We start from the raw sequence: 20,957 nt of genomic DNA on the forward strand, positions 1-20,957 counted from the left end.
ATGATAGGAAGAGACAAGAAAAACAACGTGCCCTGACTTTCTCTGAACAAGGGCAAAGATAGTGCTGTTCCAACAAAAGGAGCCGTTCCGAACAAAGCACATGTCCTAGCAGACCCGAGTTCTCTCATGGCACGAATAAATAGTACGATACTTAGCCCGTAACTGAAATAGCCTAAGACCATTGCCAGAAGAAAAAATTTGAATGCAGGTAAAGGAAAACCCAAAATAACGGATAGAATCAAGGAGAAAGTACCAGCACTTAACCCCTTGATTGTAACAATTGAGAGAGGGTCTTTGGCCGAAACATTTCGTGTGAAATTGTTGTCCATCCCCCACAGAACACAAGCACTAAGTACTCCAATGGCACCCAATGAAAAACCCCACTGCCCAGATGAATCCCATGAGAGCAAAATACTTGCGGTTGTAATCAATAGTACTGACATCCATATCCGTTTCCCAACAGCCTCTTTAAATACAACGACAGCAATTACGGTAGTTGCCACACCCTCGAAATTCAGCAGAAGCGAAGCCGTAGAGGCCGGTGTATTTTTCAGGCCAAACATCAGGACAATGGGAGCTACTATCCCACCGACAAGTACAGCCCCCATGATCCAGGGCCAATCATTTCTGGTCAGGCTTGCCTCATCACTGAAACGTTCGTCTAATCTGTGGAAGTATCTCTGTACATATCTGTGTAAGTAAAGCCCGATACCACTGCCAAGATATAGAAATGATGCCATTAGAGTCGGTGCAATTTCACCCAAAAGCAGTTTCGAAAGAGGGGCACTTGCTCCAAACAAAGCTGCGGCAATTACGGCTTGTAGCATTGGGGCAGTCTTTCTGTTCTTCATTTTTATTTCCTCTTGTCAAGTATTAACCCGCTTTATCGTTCTTTGCGGGGATGCTTCTAAACAAATCTTCCCTTGTTTTCGGTAAAGGGGTAGACGGAGGTAGCCATCCTTTTTGCACCAACTCACTATGCATCTCTATTAGCCAGGGAAGGGTTAAATCAGCCTGTTTAACAATCTCTGGTCGTCGAAATAACTCGCCAGGGTCACCGTGAGCGATGATCTCTCCACCGAACATTATAGCCATTTTGTCTGACCAGAAATAGGCTAAGTCAACGTCATGGGTGGATAGAATAATCGTCTTACCCTCAAGACTCAGCTTTTCCAGGAGCAACATGAACTCTTTGGAGTGACGAGGATCCAACCCAGCTGTTGGTTCATCAAAAATGATGACGTCCGGTTCCATCGCCAGTACTCCTGCGATAGAAACCCTTTTTTTCTGCCCATAACTCAACAAGTGCGTCGGCTTATCTTCCAGATCCGTGGTTTCTGTATCGATTAGGGCTTGTTTCGCTCTCTCGATCACGACTTCTTCTGGAAGTCCGAGATTGAGAGGGCCAAAGGAAATATCCTGCCAAACGCTTGCCGAAAACAACTGACTATCCGGATCTTGAAAGACGATGCCCACTTTCTTGCGTAATTCGATAAGAGCCTTGTTTTTGTAAGAGATATCTTCTCCCTGGTACTTGATGGTCCCTGAGTTGGGGCGAAAAATCCCGTTAAATTGCATAAATAAAGTTGATTTTCCAGCTCCGTTCGATCCCAAAATGGCAAGTTTTTCCCCCTTGTGAACTTGCAAATTAACATTGCGCAAGGCCTTTGTGCCATCTGGATAAGAATACTCTAAATCAACTGCTTCAAGTATGAGCTCGGACAAACGTATTACCTCCAAAGTAAATTCAATAAGATTAAAGGGATCTCGAACCCAGTTATCATAAGATAATTTCTGAGGCTAACAGGACGTTTCTTGGTAAGCACCCTAATCTCCCCAGAGTAACACCGCGCAGCCAGTGCATTGTATAGCTCTTGGGATTTAACAAAAACTTTCCCTAATAGTGCTGAGGAGAGCCGACTCAACGAACGAAAAGAACTTTTCATAGAGACATAGCCTGATCGAGAAAGCTGAGCACGACGAATCGTGGTGGCTGTTTCCATAAAGACAAAGATAAAGCGATAAATCAACACCATTAATTCGGTAATAATCACAGGAACTTTCAGCTTGTGCAGTACTGTGATTATTTCAGTCATGGGTGTGGTTAGGGCTAGAAAGTAAAGACAGGAAACAGCCCCTAATGATCTTAGAAAGAGATGAACCGCTGTGATCAGATCTGGGTAGTGTATTCCTACGGTTAGGCCATGAATGGTTTGAGCTAGCCAAAATCCCGCAGGATTGGTCGAGACTGAAAAAGCGATCGTCAAAACGCTGATCAGGAGAAACGAAAGAGGAACCAGCATAAGCTTAACAAAAACTCGGGCGGGAATGCCTGCTTTGATTACTATCCCCCCTGCCATTATGGCTAACACAATCAGAGGGGTGATGACCGTGGTAGCGGTTAGACACACTACCATGGTCATCATCGTGAAAACAGACTTTTCCGCCGGATGAACGGTTTTTAGATTATTGCTATAGGCGTAACTATCTATGTCAATCACGTTTGCTCTCTCTTACCGGCGTTGAATTTTCCTTTCGAATAACCTAAATAGTAAAAGACGAATCCACTTCCAAGCGCGGCCTGCAAGGCAAACAAAAACGATTCAACTTCTCCGCTCGGAGGTTCCCAAAATGACTCAAACCAAGGTGTGTAATCGGCGTTGAACTCACTTATCGCATCGGATGCCTGAGCATCAGCACCAGCGAATTCGGCATCACGCGCTATATAAAGTGGGAAAAAAGGCCAATATAGCAACAAATACTAGGATTATAATGTTTTTAGTAAAGAGTTTCATGCTTTCACCCCCCGCTTAATGGAGGATAACGCTTTGCCTGTAAAGGCAGTTAAAACCTGCAACTCTTTTTGACTATAAGCAGTGAGGATATTAAATACCATTACCGTAAGTAGACCTTCACTAATGGCTAAAGGAATCTGAGTGAACGCAAAAATGCTCATGAATTTGAGTACAGAAGCCATTACTCCGCCTGATGCCGCGGGAAAAGCTAGCCCCAACTGAATGGAGGTTGTAACGTAGGTCATTAGATCCCCTAACGTTGCCGCCATGAAAATCGAGAGCCATTGGGGAGCGCCCAGCTTTTTTAAGCCTCTGTAGATACCGTAAGAGACAAAAGGGCCAACGATCCCCATAGAAAACGTGTTTGCGCCTAAGGTCGTTATTCCTCCATGAGCCAGTAAAAGTGCTTGGAATATCAAGACAATCATTCCTAAAACGGTCATCGCCGCAGGTCCAAACAGAATGGTACCTAAACCCACGCCTGTCGGGTGAGAGCAACTACCAGTTACTGACGGAATTTTCAGAGCAGACAAAACAAAAGCAAAGGCTCCTGCCATACCGAGCAGCATCTTTAAATTAGGGTAGAGTGTCACCGTTTTTTTAATGGAACGTACCCCCGCAATAACAAAAGGAATCATAGCGATCCACCAAAAGGCAGCCCAGTTGAAAGGCAAGAAACCTTCCATAATATGCATACCATAGGCATTATCGGGAAAGACGATGTAGATAGCCAAAACGTAGGCTATTAATAAACTGATCCGCTTAATCATACGTTGATTCATAATAATCATCGACCCCTTTCAATCTATTGTCAAACCTAGCCTTCACTGAAACTCCGCTCTTACATTTTCCCTCCACTCCTATAAAAAATAAAGAGACAACCTCACATCACTCATCATAAAGACAGCAATGTATCGGTTGTCTCGGACGGCGCGTTCTCCTCCACTTTCAAGTCGCATTCGCATTTTTGAAAGCAGATCCCGCTTGAACAAGACGTTTACCCTGCAGGTCGGTTTCCCTCGAGAAACCTATTATGTACACTTAACAATATATAAAAGCCCTCCAAAATATGAAGGACCTAACTAACCAAGTCCCTCCACCCATCCATCGTGAGTAAAGCATATGAGCAATCAGGTCTCCTGGCTCAGGTTCCTCGTTAGTGCCTCCTTCCCAAGTTTCCTCAGTGGATGTGGCACAAACTCCCCTTTACAGTGGCGGGACCGCGCCGGATTTAAACCGGCTTCCCTGTTATGATTTCTCGGCTAAGAAAAATCGCTTGCTCATCTATTAAATTTGTTAATTAAATGTATCACAAAAGCAATCCATGGTCAATACTCTATTCCCTCTCGCGCCATGATGCCCTTTTTCATGGGATGTTTGCAGGCAGTTATTTCCGAGACATAATCAGCTAACTCGATCAGCTTTGATGGGGCATCCCGCCCTGTCAGAACGAGTTCCAATTTTAGTGGCTTGGTCTTAACAAGCTCGACTACTTCCTCTAGAGGCAGAAACCCGCCATTCACAGCGGCCATAATCTCGTCCATGATGATCTAACCCCATTCTCCGCTCATGACGGCCTCAATAGTATAGTTCAGACCAATTCGCATTTCTCCTTTTATTCCTCCCATTTCTTCATCTGTCATTCCCCAAGTGAATTTGTCATTTTCTTTCTTACCAAAGAGCTGAAAGCACGGTCCTAAACTGGCGATGACTTTCATTTCTCCCGTAGCCCATCCTTTTAAAAATTGAACCATGAGGACCTTAAGTCCCTGTCCATACGCCCTGATCCCCAATCCGACTGCTGCTGTCGTCTTCCCTTTCCCTACACCAGTATAAATATGGATAAGCCCTATTTTCCACCTCCATTAGGTCCTATAATTCCTAAATATTCACCATCATCCACATCAAGACAAACACCTGTAATTGCAGGTGTTTGTCCGTAATACACTGATAGGTTTTCTACATGAACAGCGTTCTTGACAATATTAAGGTCGCTCATTTCATTGATCCCAAAATAGCTTTGGCCATCGCTTGAAGATTATTTATATAATCCGCTGAAAGAGGATTAATAATCTCTTTAGTCCCACCGATTTCTTCTGCGAAGGCCTGTGGTTGCCTGCTGTCAACTTCGGCCTGCGAGAAGATAACTTTGATGTTTTCTGCTTTAACAAGGTCAATCATTTCCGCTAAATGCTGTGGAGTGGCCTCTTTACCACCCTGTTCAAGGGCATACATTTTCAGCCCGTAATCATCTGCTAAATATCCATAAGCAGGATTAAATACAATAAACTTTTATTATTGAGACCTTCAACCATTGCTTTTATTTCGCTATCAAGTTGATCTAACTTTTCAAAATAATCTTCTGCATTTTTCTTATAGATTTCTGCATTTTTCACATCTAATGAACTCATTTCTTGAGCAATCGTCTCCACCATCACTTTTGCTCTTTTTGGAGACAACCAAATGTGTGGGTCACGCTTTCCTGCACTAAACTCTCGATGAGGATATTTTTCAGATACCTTAGTATTAAGATCCACAAGTTTCATAGAGTTAGCTTTTGGCAAAATATTGGCTTTCTCTGTAGGTACTCCAATCGTTATCTTCTGAAAACCAATGCTGCGAAAAGCCTGGGGCTTCTTAATATTCAAATTTTAAATAAATTGGAATAGTTGTTGCATTATTAACATTATAATAATATTATATGACTGTATTACTATAGCGTTATGAATAAGAAGAAGGGATAAAACAGATTTAAACTTTTAATATTCCGAACTCTGATTCTATAAAAAGGAGGAAGTAAAATGGATAGTAAAAAAGGCATTATTTTTACGGGAGCAGTCATTGGGATTCTTGCTGTCATCCTAGTTCGCTTTGGTAATCCTGTGAACATGGGAATTTGTATCGCGTGCTTTATTCGGGACACAACGGGAGCCTTGGGATTACATCGCGCAGACGTTGTTCAGTACATACGTCCGGAAATTATCGGGATTGTCCTGGGAGCCTTTCTGATGGCATTTGCTAAAAAAGGAGTTTGATGTTCGAGGAGGCTCATCCCCTTTCATTCGATTTATTCTTGGTTTTGTAGTTATGATTGGTGCTTTAATGTTTTTAGGTTGTCCCCTCCGCATGGTCTTAAGACTTGGGGGCGGTGACCTTAATGTCCTGTTTGGCCTAGCTGGTTTTGCAGCTGGGATTATCGTTGGCATTGTTTTCTTAAAAAGTGGGTTTAGTCTTAAGAGAACTTATAAACTGTCCAAACTAGAAGGTTACCTTTTTCCAATGATTAATGTCGGGCTTTTTGTCCTTCTCCTTGTAGCACCTGCCTTTATCTTCTTTAGTACCAAAGGTCCAGGAGCTGGGCATGCGCCAGTGTGGATTGCTCTTGCTGCAGGATTGATCGTCGGGGTCTTAGTACAACGAACAAGGTTATGCATGGTAGGTGGTATTCGAGATGCTATTCTTTTTAAAGATACTTATTTAATTTTAGGATTTATCTCAATCATTGTTTTTGCAAGCTTGGGAAATTTATACTTTGGTTTTTATAAGCTCGGTTTTACTGGCCAATCCGTTGCACATGTTGATGGGTTATGGAATTTTCTAGGCATGGCACTCGCAGGATGGGGTTCTGTGCTTCTGGGAGGGTGCCCCTTAAGACAACTTATTCTAGCCGCTGAAGGAAATGTTGATTCTGTCATAACTGTTTTAGGGATGTCTGCTGGAGCTGCCTTTGCTCATAACTTTTCCCTTGCCGCAAGTGCTCAAGGTCCTTCCCCTAACGGAAAAATCGCGGTACTCATTGGTTTTGCTCTCTTACTTATAATTGCTTATTTCAACCTAGAAAAAGATGTGAAAGCAACTGTACAAGGAGGTGTTAAGATTGGCGCAAATTGATACAAGAGGAATGTCCTGTCCCCAACCAGTACTTATGACCAAGAAGGCGCTGGAAGTATGTTCGACTGAAGTAACTGTTCTAGTTGACAGCAAAACAGCAAAACTAAATGTGGAAAGATACTTGAACTTAACAGGCTACACTATTAATACTGTCGAACTCGATGGCGACACTAATACCTTTGAAATATCCGCGAAGAAATAGTATTATGAACTATATTGTGTTATTCTACACAAATTCTTCTGCTATAAAATTTGCAAAATTTATAAAAAAATCCAACTATATAGGAGAATTAATCCCTTTACCCCGCAAGTTGACTTCCAGTTGTGGTATGGGTGTAAAATTTCACTTTACCAGCGATCTTTCCGCGATTATTTCTGACGAAATCGAGAAGATTTATGCTGTTGAAGGGAATCAGTACAAATTAGTTTATCGTGCTGAGGAGTGAACTCAATAATTATAAGAGCTTCGTTAAGCAACGAAGCTCTTATAAAAGGAATGGTGTCATGGACGGATTATACTTAGATAATGCAGCCACTTCTTTCCCTAAGGCTCCTGGTGTGGCTGATGCCGTAGCTGGATTTCTAACCAATAGTGGCTGTAATATTAACCGAGGGCTTTACACGGCATCATTTGAAGCTGCCAACATTGTCTATGAAACACGGGAACTTCTGTGTAGCCTGTTTAATTTTCCTAAACCAGAAAACGTGATTTTTACTAAAAATATTACAGAAAGTCTTAATGTTATCCTCAAAGGGTTATTGAAACCGGGAGATCATGTGATTGTTTCTTCCATGGAACATAACGCAGTTATGCGTCCCCTAGCTTCATTGGCTGAAAAAGGGGTTGAACTATCAACGGTTCTCTGTAATACCAAAGGGGAACTTCGCACCAGTGACTTATGCCTCCATATTAGGTCTAATACAAAAGCGGTTATTATGACGCATGCTTCCAATGTCAGTGGAACGATATTACCTTTAGAAGAAGTCGGCAAACTATGCCAGGAGCATAATCTGTTTTTTATCATTGATTGCGCACAGACAGCTGGTTTCTTAACCATAGACTTTATTAGACTAAAGGCCGATGCGTTAGCTTTTACAGGCCATAAAGGTCTCTTAGGACCCCAAGGAATAGGCGGCTTTTACCTTAACGATAAATTAGCCTCTCTGGTTGAACCCTTGATCGAAGGGGGAACAGGGAGCGCATCAGAGAGTGTTCTTCAACCAAATTATATGCCCGATCGTTTTGAAGCGGGCACATTAAACTTGCCAGGTATTTACGGGCTTAATGCCTCACTTAAATACTTAAGCGCGGAAGGCATTACTACTATTAGAGAAAAAGAGCTTAATCTTGTTCACAGGTTTATACAAAATGTGCAAACTATTCCTGGTATTCAGCTCATTGGCCCCGACCAAAAACAAGACCGAACAGGGATTGCTTCTCTTAACTTTTTGAATCACGATAATGCAGAAGTTAGCTATCAATTATTTAAGGACTTTGGGATCATGACCCGTTGCGGCCTTCATTGTGCTCCAGCAGCCCATCACACGCTTGGTACGTTTCCGCATGGAACGATACGCTTTAGTTTCAGTCATTTTAATTCAGTTCAGGATGTGGACTGTGTGATTAATTCATTAAGAAAGAACTTTTAGTATTTTATCGACAAATATTCTGCCCCAGGCAAGAGCCCTGATGCAGATTATTTTTTTTATTTCCAGAGATGCTGAACTCGGTTTGGTTGAATAATCCGGTTGAATTACTATCTATGCTGGGATCACAACAAATTGATTTCGCACCTTCTCTACGCTAACTGAAACCCCATACGCCTGGGTTATATTTTCTGCCGTCATCACCTCTGGACCACCGGCAACGAAAACCTTTGTGTCCTGTAGTAACAAAAATTTGTCTGAGAAGCGTAAGGCTAGATTAAGATCGTGCATCACAGCAACCACCGCAATATTCTTCTCCTTAGCCACAGTCCGAATGGTTTTCAACACTTCCATTTGATTTCTCAGATCCAAGTTACTGGTTGGCTCATCTAATAACAGAACCTCGGGTTCCTGGGCCAAGGCCCTAGCAATGACGACTTTCTGCAGTTCCCCTCCGCTCAGTTCATCTAAGTAGCGAAGAGCAAATTCCCCCAGACCTGTTTTTGTTAATATTCCTTGCACCAACGCCAAATCCGACGCTGTTGCCTCCCACTTGATGTAGGGTTTGCGACCCAAGAGCACAGCGTCAAAGACGGTCTGACGGTTGCTCTCGTAGTTTTGCGCGACATACGCCATTTTAAGGGCTATTGCCAAGCGACTAAGCTTAGACACTTCCTGCCCCTCCAATAAGATACTTCCCTTTTTCGGTAATAAAATCTTGTTCAAGGTCTTGAGCAGCGTCGATTTTCCAGCGCCATTGTTCCCGAGGATTGATAGGAATTCCCCCCTCAGTACAGTAAAGCCTACATTCTCTAATATTGTTCGGCTACCATATCTAAATTCGATCCCATTTACTGATAAGATCATCGTAACTTAGACCCCCTCACCAGAAGATAGAGAAATAGTGGGGCCCCGAGAAAGGAAGTGACTGCCCCAACAGGCAAAACCACGGGTGCAATAATCCGCCTAGACAGGGTATCCGCAGCCAGAAGGAGCAAGGCACCCATCACCCCAGACGCTGGAATAAGGAAGCGATTGTCCCCACCAATCAAGCGCTTCACGAGGTGTGGAGCCACTAGACCAATGAAGGCGATGATTCCCAAGAAGGAAACGAGAAGCCAGGCGCTTCCCTTCATGATCCTTCTACGCATTTAAATAACCCCTTTTCTCTTCCCATTATTTATCTATCTGAAATTTAACTCGCCAAATCATTATCCCTTGGGTGACCTTAAACCCACAACTCATCTTTCTCCCCACACTTCAGACACTAACAGCGTTGCCAATCATAGGATTGCAAATCTACCTTCTTTTAAACAAAATAAAAAACCATGAAGTAGACTCTAACGAGTCAAACCTCCATGGTTTTTGCAAACACCTTCATGGTCTTGCTCTGCAATATCATTTTTCAATAAATCTTAATGTTCTACAATCCTTCGCAGATTCCTGCTAAATTGTTCCTCTATGAAATAAATTATTTCTCACTGGGGATCACGACAGTTTGGTTTTGTTTTACTGGAGGAGTGCCTGTGCTCTTCCTCTCCTGATTCTTCTCTCGATATCTCACCAGCCATGCCTCCTTTCAAGAGAAACAAGAACCGTTCTCTCACGAGAACGCCTTATCAATCCTTCGGTAAATCGTTGATAGTTATTTAGTAGTACCATAAACTGCTTCCCACAACATTTTCCATGCTTGCGTAACAGAGAAGCCTCTATTTTTTTCAGTTTGTACTTCTGTATCCAGCAAAGGCCAATAACCCAATGACATACTTTCTTAAACGGGATTTTACTTTCTGAGTTATTAGGCCAGATCATCTCTTATTAATGAAGTTGGCATCTCTAAAATGGTACTGGTAAGGTATTTTGTATACGAATGCCGTGGTTCCATGAAAATCTGTTGCTTGCTCCCTGTTTCTACCAGCTTTCCCTGATACATCACCGCAACCCGGTCGCTTACCGCTTGAACTACCTCTAAATCATGGGAGATAAAAAGCATGCCTATTGTATGCTCCTGCTGGAGTTTTTTTATTAAACTCAAGATCTGAGCTTGCACGGAAACATCCAGCATTGAAGTAGGTTCATCTGCTACAATAAATTTAGGTTTAAGTGCCAGCACTCTGGCTATGGCGACACGCTGAGCCTGTCCTCCGCTGAGTTCGTGTGGGTAACGCTCCAAGTGTTCCTCTGAAAGACCCACCTCGTCCAGCAATTGCCTTACTCTTACCTTTTCCTCTGCCTTGCTTTTTACTAGCTTATACAGTTGCAGCGGTTCTGCCAGAGATTCCGCTATTTTCATACGAGGATGTAAGGATTGCTGAGGCTGCTGGAACACAATCTGCATCTCTCTTCTGAATTTCAAGAGCGCTGCTTGTGACATTCCTGTTAATTCCTGGCCTTCAAAGCGCACACTTCCGGATGTCGGCTGGATAAGCATCAGCAGGAGCCTAGCTACCGTAGATTTTCCACACCCGCTTTCTCCCACAAGCCCCAGCGTTTCTCCCTGTTGGACGCAGAAGTTGACCTCGTCGACAGCCTTGACCACGCTTTTATTAAATATTCCGACGCTATACTCTTTGACAAGGTCTTTAACTTCGATCAGCATACAAGCACCTCACATAATGGTTTACTCCAGTTTCTGTTATTTCCGGATGAAGCGAAGCACATTTAGGACAGGCCACTCTGCATCTGGGTTGAAACCTGCATCCTGGGGGAAGCAAGGAAAGGCTGGGACTGAAACCAGGAATAGGCTTAAAGCCTCTTCCTGGCAAAGAATCGATGAGGGATTGAGTGTAAGGGTGCCTTGGCTTTGCCAATATACCGGAAGATGAACCCATTTCTACGATTTCTCCAGCATACATAACGGCAATCCGATCTGCCAGTACAGCGGCAACCGAAAAATCGTGGGTGATCAGCATCATTGAGGAGCTATTCTCAGCGGCTTGTTCCCCCAGCAGATTCACGACTTCCTTCCTTAAAACCGCATCAAGGCCTTTCGTAGGCTCGTCCACTAGGATAAGATTCGGCTTACAAGCTACCCCCATTGACACCAACACCCTCTGCCGCATCCCACCACTCAGTTGATGAGGATAGTAGTTCATCCTTTTGGCCGGATCAGGGAGCTGCAAACGGCTAAACAGGTTTACTACGCTCTCTTGTGCTTCCAATTTTCCAACTTTTTTGTGAAGCTGTAGGACTTCCATGACTTGCCAACCAACTTTGAGCAGTGGATTAAGAGAGGTCGCCTGACTTTGGGGAATCATACCGATTTCCTTCCCTCGCATTTTTCGCAGTTCCTCTTCACTTGCTTCCAGGATTTCTAACCCTTTGTAGCGGATACTTCCTTCGCTCTGAGAATTCTTTGGTAAGAGGCGAAGAATGGAAAGGGCCAAGACAGATTTTCCACAGCCAGTTTCTCCTACCAACGCCAGAACTTCCTGAGGATAGATGTCAAGGGAAACTTCGTCAACCGCTTTAACGACAGTCTCTTTCACTTGAAAATAGGTACTAAGGGCGCGGATGGAAAGTAACGGTGATGACGCCTGCATAGTTACCATGGAAACCCTCCCTTCTATGCTTAAACCTATTCAATGTACCCTTCCCGCAGCCGAGGGTCAAAATAATCCCTCAAGCTGTCCCCTAGTAAACTGAAAGCTAAAATGGTAACCATGAGCGCTAGACCCGGAAACAGGGTAACATGCGGCGCGGTCCTGATAAACTCTCTACCTTGGTTAATCATTGCTCCCCATTCTGCATCCGGCGGTTGGGCACCCAGACCCAGAAAACTCAAGCTGGCCATAGACAACACGATCTGGGCAATATCCAACGAGGCCATGACGATCACAGGGGCAATGACGTTCGGTAAAATGTACTTAAAGAGTATTCTGACGGAACTGTTGCCCATCGCCCTGGCAGCTTCGACAAACTCGGACTGTTTCAAGGTCAATACCTCCGCCCTCACTAGTCTGGCATATCCCGTCCAGTGTACCAATGTCAGTGCAATTATGACGCTCCCCAATCCCGGACCCATGGATACGACCAGGGCCATGGCCAAAATAATACTGGGAAAGGCTAGTAAAACATCTACAAGGCGCATAATTAAGCTATCCACAAGGCCACCTTTATAGCCGGATATAAGCCCAAGTAGCACGCCTCCTGTCCCACTGATGGCAACAATGATCGCCGCAGCAACCAAAGAGGTTCTTGTTCCTTGAATGATTCTGCTCAACACACACCTTCCTAAGGGATCTGTACCGCAAGGGTACTGGAAGGACGGTGGATTCACCTTCTCAGTTAAGCTTACAGCGGTAGGATCATGAGGCATGATCAGCGGTGCCATTAACGCAATCAAAATGATTATGAGGACAACTGCAGCACTATAAACCAGCAGTTTGTCTTGCTTCACAAATCTAACAACACCCTTTTTATAACTTTTATCTACAGCAATAGTGGTATCCATTTAACTCTCCCTCCCATAGCGTATCCTCGGGTCCATCAACGCATAGGATAGATCTACTAGTAAATTCACGAGAGCGTAGGTCATGGCGATCAGCAAGATACATCCTTGAACCATAGGAATATCTTTGGCAAAGATGGAATCTATCAACAGCTTTCCTATCCCCGGCCAGGCAAAGACGGTTTCTACAATCACCGATCCTCCCAGCATGTGACCAAATTGAAGCCCCACCACAGTGACCACCGGTAGAAAGGCATTTTTTAAGGCATGCTTGGAAACTACGCCCGTTTCATACAAGCCTTTGGCCCTAGCCGTCAGGATATAATCCTGACTCATCACGTCTAACATGCTCGAGCGCATAATCCGCATGGTCACTGCCCCCATACCTGCCGCAAGTGTCACACAGGGCAATACCAGGGAGGGTACACTCCTAAATCCGGCCACCGGGAACAGGTCAAAACCGAGGGAAAAACTAATAATCAGCAAATAGGCCAGCCAGAAACTGGGCATAGACACGGCAAAAAGAGCACTGATTCGGCCAAGGTGGTCAAAAAAAGAGTTCCTCTTAACTGCACAAAGAATTCCAAGAGGAATAGCAATCAAGAGCGAGAGCGCAACGCTCAAGGCTGCCAGCAACGCTGTCGCCGGGAACCTCAGCCTGATGAGCTCTGCTACCGGAACTCTGTAAACGTAGGAATCTCCCAAATTCCCTTGAACTGCTTGCTTTATCCAGCGATAATACTGTTTATACAAGGGATCACTCAGCTTATACCGTGCTGTGATCTCAGTGATTTCCGCATCGGTTGGAATCTCCTCTAGACCAATGAAAGCGTACTTCAAGATAGTTACCGGTGTAGTGCCCGGCGTCAAATGCAATATGCCAAATGTAAGAATGGAGGCAGCAACCACCACAAGGATTGTTGCTGCCAAACGTTTAAAAATGAATCTCCACATTCTATTCTACTCCTTGATATTAACTTCATTCGTAAGCATATAATCATGAGCTGTGGGATTAAAGACAAAATTATTAACTTTGCTCTTCATTGCTGTAGCGACACCATAATAGGCGATCGGTAGTACGGGCTCTTCATCTTCCAGAATTTGCTGCACCCGCTTGGATAGATCATATTTTTCTTTTTGATCATCCACAACCATACATTGATCAATTAACTTATCAATCTCTGCATTGTTATAACCGATAACTTTATTATTTTTTGAATGATATAAAATATTCAGATGATAGGATGGAGAAGGAATCATCGCTGTTGCGAAGGCACTCATTTTCATATCCCATTTTCCCTTGGAGGCAATTTCAGTCATCGCTGTACTATCCATAATCTCAGTTTTTAGATCAATACCAACTTTTTTAAACTGGGCCTGCACCGCTTCGGCCATCGGAGGAAGTCCCGGCCTTTGAGGATAAGTCATGAGTGTAATTTTCATCGGCTTTCCGTTTTTATCGACAATACCGTCTCCATCCGAATCTTTCCAACCTGCTTCAGTAAGAAGCTGTTTGGCTTTTTCAGGATCATAAGGATACCCTTTTAGAGTCTCATTTGTCCAAGCCATTCCAGGCATATAGGGCCCCTTGGCAGCAGCACCGCATCCGAACAGGACGTTTTTCACTATACTTTCCCTATCGACTGCATAACTCATAGCTTTCCTTACTTTGACATCGTTAAAAGGTGCTTCATTTAGATTCATTTCGATAATATACGTCCTAGCCGTTTTATCCAGCTGCACCTTGAGCCCATTCACCTTTCCCAGCCTCTCCAGTTCATTATAGGGCGGATCACAGGTAAAATCGATTTCACCCTTTTCCAAAGCAAGCGCCCGCGTATTAGGATCGGGTAACGCACGAATTTCAAGTTTGTCCAGCTTGGAAACAGTCCCCCAATATTGTGTATTCTTGGACATCTTCATGTCCCCAGTTGATGGGTCAAATTGATCCAACTTGAACGATCCTGTACCAATGGGTTTTATCAGCTTCCCATCTTTATCGACTGAGCTTGAAGCAATAATAGAAGTGCCTGCATAATGCAGTGAAGCGGGTAAGTCACTGTTAGGGGTTGTCGTTGTAATTACAACGGTCGTATCATTCTCAGCTTCCACTGTTTTAATCTTGGTGAAACTTAGAATCTGAGGATTTATGGTGATCGCTCTCATGAGCGACCACTTTACTGCTTCCGCATTCAGAGGAGTGCCATCATGAAACTTAACTTCTTTACGCAAAGTAAACTTCCATGTATTAGGGGCAATTCTCTTCCATTCGGTAGCAAGATTAGGTTCCAACTCAAAATTTGGTTTTGTTCCCACCAGTGATTCTGTAATCAACGCTTTTTCCATGGTTAATGTGCCATTAGTCGCAGGATCAATGTTGTTAATTTTCCACATTTCGCCAACCACCAATGTTTGATTTCCAGAACTAACCGCCTTAGTCCCACAGCCGGATGTACTCAGGGTCAATAACACCACTAGAATACAAAGTACAATGGATAGACTTCTTTTTTTCATACTTTCTCTTTCCTCCTCGTTCATTTAACAGTTGTTACAACAAATCTCTGGTAGTAGCCATATTTCAGATTATCCAGCAGGCCATAAGCACGAGGGTCTTTAAAACTCACAGTTTCTGCTGCTTTCATTCCTAGTGCTCTTAGAATCCTTAAGTCTGCCTCTGGGCGTTTTTGACCGCGCATGGGAAGGTTCTTCTCAAAATCACGTAGCCCGTGGGATTTACTTGAGGAGTTTGCACCTTCAGTTAAGCGCACGGTAATATTTGCCACTACTTTCCAGATCATTTTCCATGGACTGAAATGATTCCAGTCGCCATCAATGATCACCAACTTTCCACCGGGCTTTAGTACCCTCGCCCATTCGGCAGCAGCTTTTTCAGGGTCCGACATTGTCCAAAACACATGACGGTTTATCACCGCATCAAATACATTATTCTCAAAGGGAAGTTCGTCAGCATCGCCATATTGGAATTTTACATCTAGCTTTTGACGGTCCGCTTTCTCTCTAGCATGCGCGAGCATTTCCTCAGCAACATCTACTCCGGTCACACTATGCCCATATTCGGCCAGCAATAGAGCAATAAACCCCGTCCCAGTGCCTACATCCAGTATTTTTATTTGTTTTTCCCCCACAGCCTTGACCAAAATGTTCTGCCATGCTTTTTTTTCTCGTTCGGAATGGATACCATGCCCCGGGCATTGGTCAAACTCCTCAGCTGTGTCGTTCCACCTCTGTCGGATTTTCTCTTTAACTTCGTTCCCCTGCATGCTCAACTTTTCATCTCCTCCTTAGCTATTTGGGCTCTTGCAAGAGCATTGACTGACAATTAGGGCAACTAATGCTTTTATCTTTGACTCTCTAGCTATCACCCCTCTATCGAAAATCATGCCTATGTAGGCTCGATTTGTAATATTGATGAATTTAAAAAGCGTCACCAATGTCACATGAACATTGGTGACAAAGTAGGAGGAAGTATATTGAACTCTGCCTAGGAAATCCAATATACAAAATACGCAATGAGATAAGATATCTTCAACTTTGTCCCTCTGATTTACGGACAAGACATTGAATAGCAAAATCAGTTTATGATCAAACGTTTCTGTTGTCGTTTATTGAAGCATTTTCCTTTCAAGCAAAACAAAAAAACCACGAAGTTGACTCTAATGAGTCAAACCTCCATGGTTTTTGCCAAGACCTTCATGATCTTACTTTATTCTTAAATTTTCTGACTGACATATATTTAATTTTAATTTGTATTCATTCACTGTATTTGTCAATATAATTATTGTAGTAACAGAGCGAAAAAATCTAAGTATTTATTTTTTAACACTGTAATAATACGTATACGAAAACTGTGTATCGTAATAAACCCCTGTCTCGCCTTCGGATGAACGGTAACGTGCTATCAGCAGGTACTGTCCTGTTTTATCAACTTTTATATTAAGCTTTCCTTCTCCATCCGTCTTCATCTTCTTTTGTTCCACAGAGCTTTCTGCATCATCTGCACGCGCCATATCAATGTCATTATCCGGCAACACATCGTTATAAAGGTATAAAGCAAAATTTATATCTTCTCCTGTCTTCCATTTTTTCCACTCTTCGGGAACAATAACCAATGGAAGTTTCGGTAATGTAGATAACTGTTCCTTTGATAAATCATGCCCAACAAGCATTGTCAGATGCGCAAACTGTGTATAGGATGTGGCTTTAGGAGCATCGGGATAATCCTTCAATGTTCCCATCAAATGCTTCCCTTCCCTGTCAATTACATAATAGCCCTTGTTTTCACAAATAAAATGATATAATCCTTTTTCCTTCGGTGTAAATTGCATTAAATAGCTACTTGGTTTATAATCCTGTATCTCCAATTGATGCTTTTGTCCGTCAGGCAAAATCACATATGAAGATAAACCTTCTTTTCTTGCAAGTCCGTGAACTTGCATATTGTGACCCCATTTAAAATATATTTCCACTGGATCGCCTTCATGGACATGGGTTGTGTTTGGCTCCAACCAACCCTCATGACCATGTACCATATGGTCTGTGGTATCAAGAAACTCTACTTTCATATTGGTTCTCCCTTCACCTTTATGCACCTTTAATACCTTTAATTATTACCATGCCTTATCACCATTCATATTACGGACACCTTTAAGTGGAATGGCTTCGACTTCTTCATATCCTGCTGCTGATAAAGTGTATCACTTCTCCCAGTTGGTCATTTTTTATTACTCACCCCCTTATTTTTAAGCAAAATAAAAAGACCAAAAAATTTTGACTATAAAAAATTCAAACCTCCATGGTCTTTGCAAACACCTTCATGGTCTTGCTCTGCAATATCATTTTTCAATAAATCTTTACATTCTACAATCGTTCGCGAATTCCTGCCAAATAGTTCATCGTTATAAAATAAATTATTTTGACCTTGGGGATCACAACAGGTTATTCAAACCTTTCCTCCGTGCACCCTACCGCCCGATCTTTCTTGAACAAGTTGACCTGAACGCTGGGGAGGCAGGTATCCAGATCTGCCCTGAAGGAAGGATAACCCTCTTGCCTTCAGCCTCAGGGTATGTTGGGGTAAATTGCCAGATCATCCAAAAACGATCTGGCAATTTACGTCCATTATAACCTCCCTCTATAATCTCCTTAATGTAGATAGCCTAGTAGTTATTTAACTAGTAGGCTATAAGTTAGCAAGTTTTAGAATAAAGGAACTACAGCTCCTTTATATTTCTCCTCTATAAATTTTCTTGAATTTTCATTTGTAAGAGCCTTTTCAAGGTATTTAGCCCATTCTACATCTTTTTTGTCTTCTCGTAATACTATTATAATTCCAAGTTCATCTGAATTATAACCAGAAATTATTGCTGTTTTAGGGTCTTTACCAGCTTGGAACATATAGATAGATGGCATTGCAGATACGTCTACATCACATAATGAATTTACTAAGCTTAATCTATCCATCTCTACAAACTTTATATTTCTTTTGTTTTCTATAATATCTATCAGTGTTGGAAAGGCTACTCCTTCTTTGAGCTTTATAAATCCTGTTTTTTGTAAAAATTTAAGTGCTATACCTCTATTACTAGCATCATTAGGTATACTCATTTTAAATCCATCTTTAAGCTCATCTAAACTTTTTATCTTATCTGAATATAGTCCATAGTCACTTGCAAGAACTTTCTTACCATATCTAACTAAATTAGTCCCCTTGCTCTTATTAAAAGCATTGAGATAAGGTTCATGTTGGTAAAAATTCACGTCTATACTTCCTTCAGCTAATGCCATGTCTGTTACTACAGCATCATCAAACACTTTAATTTCTAGTTTATATCCACTTAAGTTTTCAAAATCCTTTTGTGCAGCTCTTAATGGAGCTTCAAATAGTACTGATGTTCCTGCTATTATTACCTTTTTTTCATTTGTGCTTTTTGAATCTGTTTGTTTAGTGACAGCTTTGCCACTACAACCAGTAAATGATAGCACTAGTACGATAGATAGCATCAATAATATTATCTTTTTTATTTCTATTTTCAAACTATACCGTCCATTTATTTTTGCCCATTCAGCATCTTTTTTGTCTTCCCAATACCATTATTAGTGCGTACTTGTTCACCTCCTCTATATCAAAAGTTATTGCACTTCTTGGATCTCTGCCAGAAAGCAATACACGTATACAGTATGTTCTATTATCTCAATTTTCTATATAAGAAATCACCTGATAATTGAATAATTTGAACTATTATAATCAAGACAAACACTGTACCATACATTACGGTTTCATTAAAACTTTGATATCCATATGTAAGTGCTATTGCACCTAGGCCTCCTCCTCCCACTGCTCCTGCCATAGCTGTTGCTCCTAAAATGGAAACTACTGCTAAGGTTATTACGGAAATAATTGAAGGAATAGCTTCTTTAATCATTATTTTAAAAATTATTTGCATATCTGATGCTCCAAAGGACCTTGCTGCCTCAATAAGTCCCCTATCTACTTCCTTAAGGGTTCCTTCTATTAGTCTAGCTATAAAAGGGGAGGCTGCTATTGTTAATGGCACTATGGCAGCTTTTTCTCCAATGGATGTTCCTACAATAAATCTTGTAAGCGGTATTATTGCAACTATCAATATAATAAATGGAAAGGATCTTACTATATTTATAACTGTATCTAGTACTTGATAGATGTATTTATTTGGCTTTAATCCATTTTTATCTGTTACGGTTAAAATAATTGCAAGAATAAATCCAAAAAATGTAGAAAACACTACAGCAACTAACACCATGTATAATGTCTTGATTAGTTCGGGAAAAACAATTTTACTTAATAGCTCTATAGCATCATTGCTCATTATTTATTACCTCCCATTGTACTCCAATGTCAGTTAGGTAATTGGTTATCAATTTTTCATTTTTTTCCTCTGTATTTATAACAATTGAACCTAAAACATCGTCTCTATATTTCTCCATCTTACCCCACACTATAGAAAAGTCTATATTTAACTTCCTAGCTATACTAGATATTATACTTCTACTTTCGGATATATCCGTTTTTGAATATATTAGCCTTATGTTTTTCCCTATACTTGGAAGTATTTCATCATCTTCTTCACCTAATAAATTCTTTAAGGACTGTGGTTGATTTAAGAATATATCTTCAACATTTCCCTTAGCAGCAATCTCTCCTTTTTCTAATATGGACACTTTAGTACAAATCTGTCTCACTACCGACATCTGATGTGTTACAACAACAATAGTTATTCCAAGTTTCTCATTAATTTCCCTTAATAGGGATAGTATTGACTTTGTAGTTTTGGGATCTAATGCCGATGTAGCTTCATCACAAAGTAAAATTTTGGGATTAAGGGAAATTGCCCTCGCTATTGCAACCCTTTGTTTTTGCCCTCCACTTAAGGCTCTTGGTTTTCCTTTAATTTTGTCTTCAATTTCAACTATCTCTAGTAACTCTTTTACTCTTTTATCTATGATATCTTTTTTGTATCCCCAACATTCCATTGGCAACGCAACATTTTCATATACTGTTTTTCTCTGTACTAATGAAAAGTGCTGAAATATCATTCCAATATTTTTTCTAAATTCCCTAATTTCTTTATCACTATGATTTTTCACTTCAAAGCCATCTATTTTCAAGCTTCCAGAATCATAGGATTCAAGACCATTTATACACCTTAAAAGTGTTGACTTCCCTGCCCCACTTTTGCCTACAAGGCCATAGATATCTCCGTCTTCAATACTAAGATTAATATTATCTAAAACATGAATCTTACCAAATGACTTTTGTAAATTAACAATTTCAATCAAATTATTTATGCCTCCATCCGCAGATATTAATTTAATGGAGAACCCCTCCGATAGTAGTACCCTTTTGCCTACCGACTGGTGCAGTCCAGCAATAATTCCGCCTTTAGAATTGCTCCGGACCAAGAGGCCAATAATTTCTGATTCTTAAAAAACGGTACACATATTGCTGATAGATAGAGTCTGAGCAGGTTCTATTCCCGATAATAAAATTATTATACTATTAGTATTATATTATGTAAATGCATAACCTTAAGATTATTTATGTAATTTTACTTATCCTTGAATCCGTGACCAACGGATAGTTTATCATACAAATAAGGCTACGGCTCATCCTTATC

General features: G+C 41.6%; 20 protein-coding genes, 4 pseudogenes and 1 riboswitch. Of the genes and pseudogenes, 5 read left to right on the plus strand and 19 right to left on the minus strand.

What is annotated here, in order from left to right:
• The 7 genes and pseudogenes from UF75_RS16620 to UF75_RS27330 form a co-directional block, all read right to left on the minus strand.
• Positions 1–851 (minus strand): DMT family transporter (locus tag UF75_RS16620; protein WP_045575721.1); only part of this gene is annotated, 851 nt, incomplete at its 3' end.
• A 22-nt stretch (positions 852–873) separates the two neighbouring features.
• The gene (locus UF75_RS16625; protein WP_045575707.1) at positions 874–1,725 is read right to left on the minus strand and encodes an ATP-binding cassette domain-containing protein; all 852 of its coding nucleotides are present in this window, start codon (positions 1,723–1,725) and stop codon (positions 874–876) included.
• A gap of 5 nt (positions 1,726–1,730) precedes the next feature.
• Positions 1,731–2,501, minus strand: coding sequence for a cobalt ECF transporter T component CbiQ (gene cbiQ / locus UF75_RS16630; RefSeq protein ID WP_045575708.1), 771 nt, complete (start codon positions 2,499–2,501; stop codon positions 1,731–1,733).
• Complete coding sequence (locus UF75_RS16635) at positions 2,498–2,758, minus strand: energy-coupling factor ABC transporter substrate-binding protein (protein ID WP_045575709.1); 261 nt, start codon at positions 2,756–2,758, stop codon at positions 2,498–2,500. Before UF75_RS16635 ends, cbiQ begins: the two co-directional genes overlap by 4 nt.
• A 33-nt stretch (positions 2,759–2,791) precedes the next feature.
• The gene (locus UF75_RS16640; protein ID WP_242860285.1) at positions 2,792–3,577 is read right to left on the minus strand and encodes an energy-coupling factor ABC transporter permease; all 786 of its coding nucleotides are present in this window, start codon (positions 3,575–3,577) and stop codon (positions 2,792–2,794) included.
• 329 nt (positions 3,578–3,906) lie between these two features.
• A riboswitch (cobalamin riboswitch) is annotated at positions 3,907–4,086 on the minus strand.
• A 37-nt stretch (positions 4,087–4,123) separates the two neighbouring features.
• Positions 4,124–4,648, minus strand: a pseudogene (locus UF75_RS16645) (cob(I)yrinic acid a,c-diamide adenosyltransferase).
• A 142-nt stretch (positions 4,649–4,790) separates the two neighbouring features.
• A pseudogene (locus UF75_RS27330) lies at positions 4,791–5,341 on the minus strand (zinc ABC transporter substrate-binding protein).
• A 255-nt stretch (positions 5,342–5,596) separates the two neighbouring features.
• On the opposite strand from UF75_RS27330, the pseudogene yedE reads away from it, so the two are divergent.
• The 4 genes and pseudogenes from yedE (at position 5,597) to UF75_RS16670 (ending at position 8,336) form a co-directional block, all read left to right on the plus strand.
• A pseudogene (gene yedE / locus UF75_RS16655) lies at positions 5,597–6,686 on the plus strand (YedE family putative selenium transporter).
• Positions 6,664–6,888 carry a sulfurtransferase TusA family protein gene (locus UF75_RS16660; protein ID WP_348983067.1) on the plus strand — a complete coding sequence of 75 codons (225 nt, stop codon included), beginning with the start codon at positions 6,664–6,666 and terminating at the stop codon, positions 6,886–6,888. Before yedE ends, UF75_RS16660 begins: the two are co-directional and overlap by 23 nt.
• A 4-nt stretch (positions 6,889–6,892) precedes the next feature.
• Positions 6,893–7,132, plus strand: a complete 240-nt coding sequence (locus tag UF75_RS30775; protein ID WP_045575710.1) for a DUF3343 domain-containing protein — start codon at positions 6,893–6,895, stop codon at positions 7,130–7,132.
• Positions 7,133–7,190: 58 nt separating this feature from the next.
• Positions 7,191–8,336 carry an aminotransferase class V-fold PLP-dependent enzyme gene (locus UF75_RS16670; RefSeq protein WP_045575711.1) on the plus strand — a complete coding sequence of 382 codons (1,146 nt, stop codon included), beginning with the start codon at positions 7,191–7,193 and terminating at the stop codon, positions 8,334–8,336.
• A 111-nt stretch (positions 8,337–8,447) separates the two neighbouring features.
• Here the strand turns inward: UF75_RS16670 and UF75_RS16675 are convergent, their stop codons facing one another.
• The 9 genes and pseudogenes from UF75_RS16675 to UF75_RS16715 form a co-directional block, all read right to left on the minus strand.
• A complete protein-coding gene (locus UF75_RS16675; protein WP_045575712.1) occupies positions 8,448–9,200 on the minus strand; it encodes an ABC transporter ATP-binding protein in 753 nt (250 codons plus the stop codon).
• Positions 9,197–9,448 (minus strand): annotated as a pseudogene (locus UF75_RS16680) (iron chelate uptake ABC transporter family permease subunit); the annotation flags it as partial. The gene UF75_RS16675 and the pseudogene UF75_RS16680, both read right to left, overlap by 4 nt.
• A gap of 683 nt (positions 9,449–10,131) precedes the next feature.
• Positions 10,132–10,932, minus strand: a complete 801-nt coding sequence (locus UF75_RS16685; RefSeq protein WP_045575714.1) for an ABC transporter ATP-binding protein — start codon at positions 10,930–10,932, stop codon at positions 10,132–10,134.
• Entirely contained in the window at positions 10,916–11,884 is a 969-nt protein-coding gene (locus UF75_RS16690) for an ABC transporter ATP-binding protein (RefSeq protein WP_082075196.1), read from the minus strand. Before UF75_RS16690 ends, UF75_RS16685 begins: the two co-directional genes overlap by 17 nt.
• A 26-nt stretch (positions 11,885–11,910) precedes the next feature.
• The gene (gene nikC, locus UF75_RS16695; RefSeq protein WP_045575715.1) at positions 11,911–12,786 is read right to left on the minus strand and encodes a nickel transporter permease; all 876 of its coding nucleotides are present in this window, start codon (positions 12,784–12,786) and stop codon (positions 11,911–11,913) included.
• Positions 12,787–13,737: an ABC transporter permease gene (locus tag UF75_RS16700; protein WP_045575716.1), complete on the minus strand. Its 951-nt coding sequence runs from the start codon at positions 13,735–13,737 to the stop codon at positions 12,787–12,789.
• Positions 13,738–13,743: 6 nt separating this feature from the next.
• Positions 13,744–15,297: an ABC transporter substrate-binding protein gene (locus UF75_RS16705; RefSeq protein ID WP_045575717.1), complete on the minus strand. Its 1,554-nt coding sequence runs from the start codon at positions 15,295–15,297 to the stop codon at positions 13,744–13,746.
• Positions 15,298–15,317: 20 nt separating this feature from the next.
• Positions 15,318–16,064, minus strand: coding sequence for a class I SAM-dependent methyltransferase (locus UF75_RS16710; RefSeq protein ID WP_242860286.1), 747 nt, complete (start codon positions 16,062–16,064; stop codon positions 15,318–15,320).
• A 549-nt stretch (positions 16,065–16,613) separates the two neighbouring features.
• The gene (locus UF75_RS16715; protein WP_045575718.1) at positions 16,614–17,366 is read right to left on the minus strand and encodes a DUF4198 domain-containing protein; all 753 of its coding nucleotides are present in this window, start codon (positions 17,364–17,366) and stop codon (positions 16,614–16,616) included.
• A 205-nt stretch (positions 17,367–17,571) separates the two neighbouring features.
• Between UF75_RS16715 and UF75_RS30225 the strand changes: the two genes are divergently transcribed.
• Positions 17,572–17,928 (plus strand): hypothetical protein, encoded by a 357-nt coding sequence (locus UF75_RS30225; protein ID WP_082075198.1) that lies wholly within the window; start codon positions 17,572–17,574, stop codon positions 17,926–17,928.
• 72 nt (positions 17,929–18,000) lie between these two features.
• Here UF75_RS30225 and UF75_RS16720 read toward each other — a convergent pair whose 3' ends face one another.
• The 3 genes from UF75_RS16720 to UF75_RS16730 all read right to left on the minus strand — a co-directional run bounded on the left by UF75_RS16720 (position 18,001) and on the right by UF75_RS16730 (position 20,619).
• Positions 18,001–18,837 carry a MetQ/NlpA family ABC transporter substrate-binding protein gene (locus UF75_RS16720; RefSeq protein WP_052693373.1) on the minus strand — a complete coding sequence of 279 codons (837 nt, stop codon included), beginning with the start codon at positions 18,835–18,837 and terminating at the stop codon, positions 18,001–18,003.
• 152 nt (positions 18,838–18,989) lie between these two features.
• A complete protein-coding gene (locus tag UF75_RS16725; RefSeq protein ID WP_045575719.1) occupies positions 18,990–19,649 on the minus strand; it encodes a methionine ABC transporter permease in 660 nt (219 codons plus the stop codon).
• Entirely contained in the window at positions 19,639–20,619 is a 981-nt protein-coding gene (locus tag UF75_RS16730) for a methionine ABC transporter ATP-binding protein (protein WP_045575720.1), read from the minus strand. The genes UF75_RS16725 and UF75_RS16730 overlap by 11 nt, the downstream gene beginning before the upstream one ends.
• Positions 20,620–20,957 lie beyond the last annotated feature (338 nt).

It is taken from the genome of Desulfosporosinus sp. I2, from assembly GCF_000960765.1.
Classification (GTDB): Bacteria; Bacillota; Desulfitobacteriia; order Desulfitobacteriales; family Desulfitobacteriaceae; genus Desulfosporosinus.

What these genes read in the sequence shown, in the direction of transcription:
- UF75_RS16640 (WP_242860285.1), bottom strand. Translation starts at nt 3,577, where the DNA reads ATGAATCAACGTATGATTAAGCGGATCAGTTTATTAATAGCCTACGTT.
- UF75_RS30775 (WP_045575710.1), top strand. Translation starts at nt 6,893, where the DNA reads ATGAACTATATTGTGTTATTCTACACAAATTCTTCTGCTATAAAATTT.
- UF75_RS16670 (WP_045575711.1), top strand. Translation starts at nt 7,191, where the DNA reads ATGGACGGATTATACTTAGATAATGCAGCCACTTCTTTCCCTAAGGCT.
- UF75_RS16675 (WP_045575712.1), bottom strand. Translation starts at nt 9,200, where the DNA reads ATGATCTTATCAGTAAATGGGATCGAATTTAGATATGGTAGCCGAACA.
- UF75_RS16685 (WP_045575714.1), bottom strand. Translation starts at nt 10,932, where the DNA reads ATGCTGATCGAAGTTAAAGACCTTGTCAAAGAGTATAGCGTCGGAATA.
- UF75_RS16690 (WP_082075196.1), bottom strand. Translation starts at nt 11,884, where the DNA reads ATGGTAACTATGCAGGCGTCATCACCGTTACTTTCCATCCGCGCCCTT.
- nikC (WP_045575715.1), bottom strand. Translation starts at nt 12,786, where the DNA reads ATGGATACCACTATTGCTGTAGATAAAAGTTATAAAAAGGGTGTTGTT.
- UF75_RS16700 (WP_045575716.1), bottom strand. Translation starts at nt 13,737, where the DNA reads ATGTGGAGATTCATTTTTAAACGTTTGGCAGCAACAATCCTTGTGGTG.
- UF75_RS16705 (WP_045575717.1), bottom strand. Translation starts at nt 15,297, where the DNA reads ATGAAAAAAAGAAGTCTATCCATTGTACTTTGTATTCTAGTGGTGTTA.
- UF75_RS16710 (WP_242860286.1), bottom strand. Translation starts at nt 16,064, where the DNA reads ATGCAGGGGAACGAAGTTAAAGAGAAAATCCGACAGAGGTGGAACGAC.
- UF75_RS16715 (WP_045575718.1), bottom strand. Translation starts at nt 17,366, where the DNA reads ATGAAAGTAGAGTTTCTTGATACCACAGACCATATGGTACATGGTCAT.
- UF75_RS16725 (WP_045575719.1), bottom strand. Translation starts at nt 19,649, where the DNA reads ATGAGCAATGATGCTATAGAGCTATTAAGTAAAATTGTTTTTCCCGAA.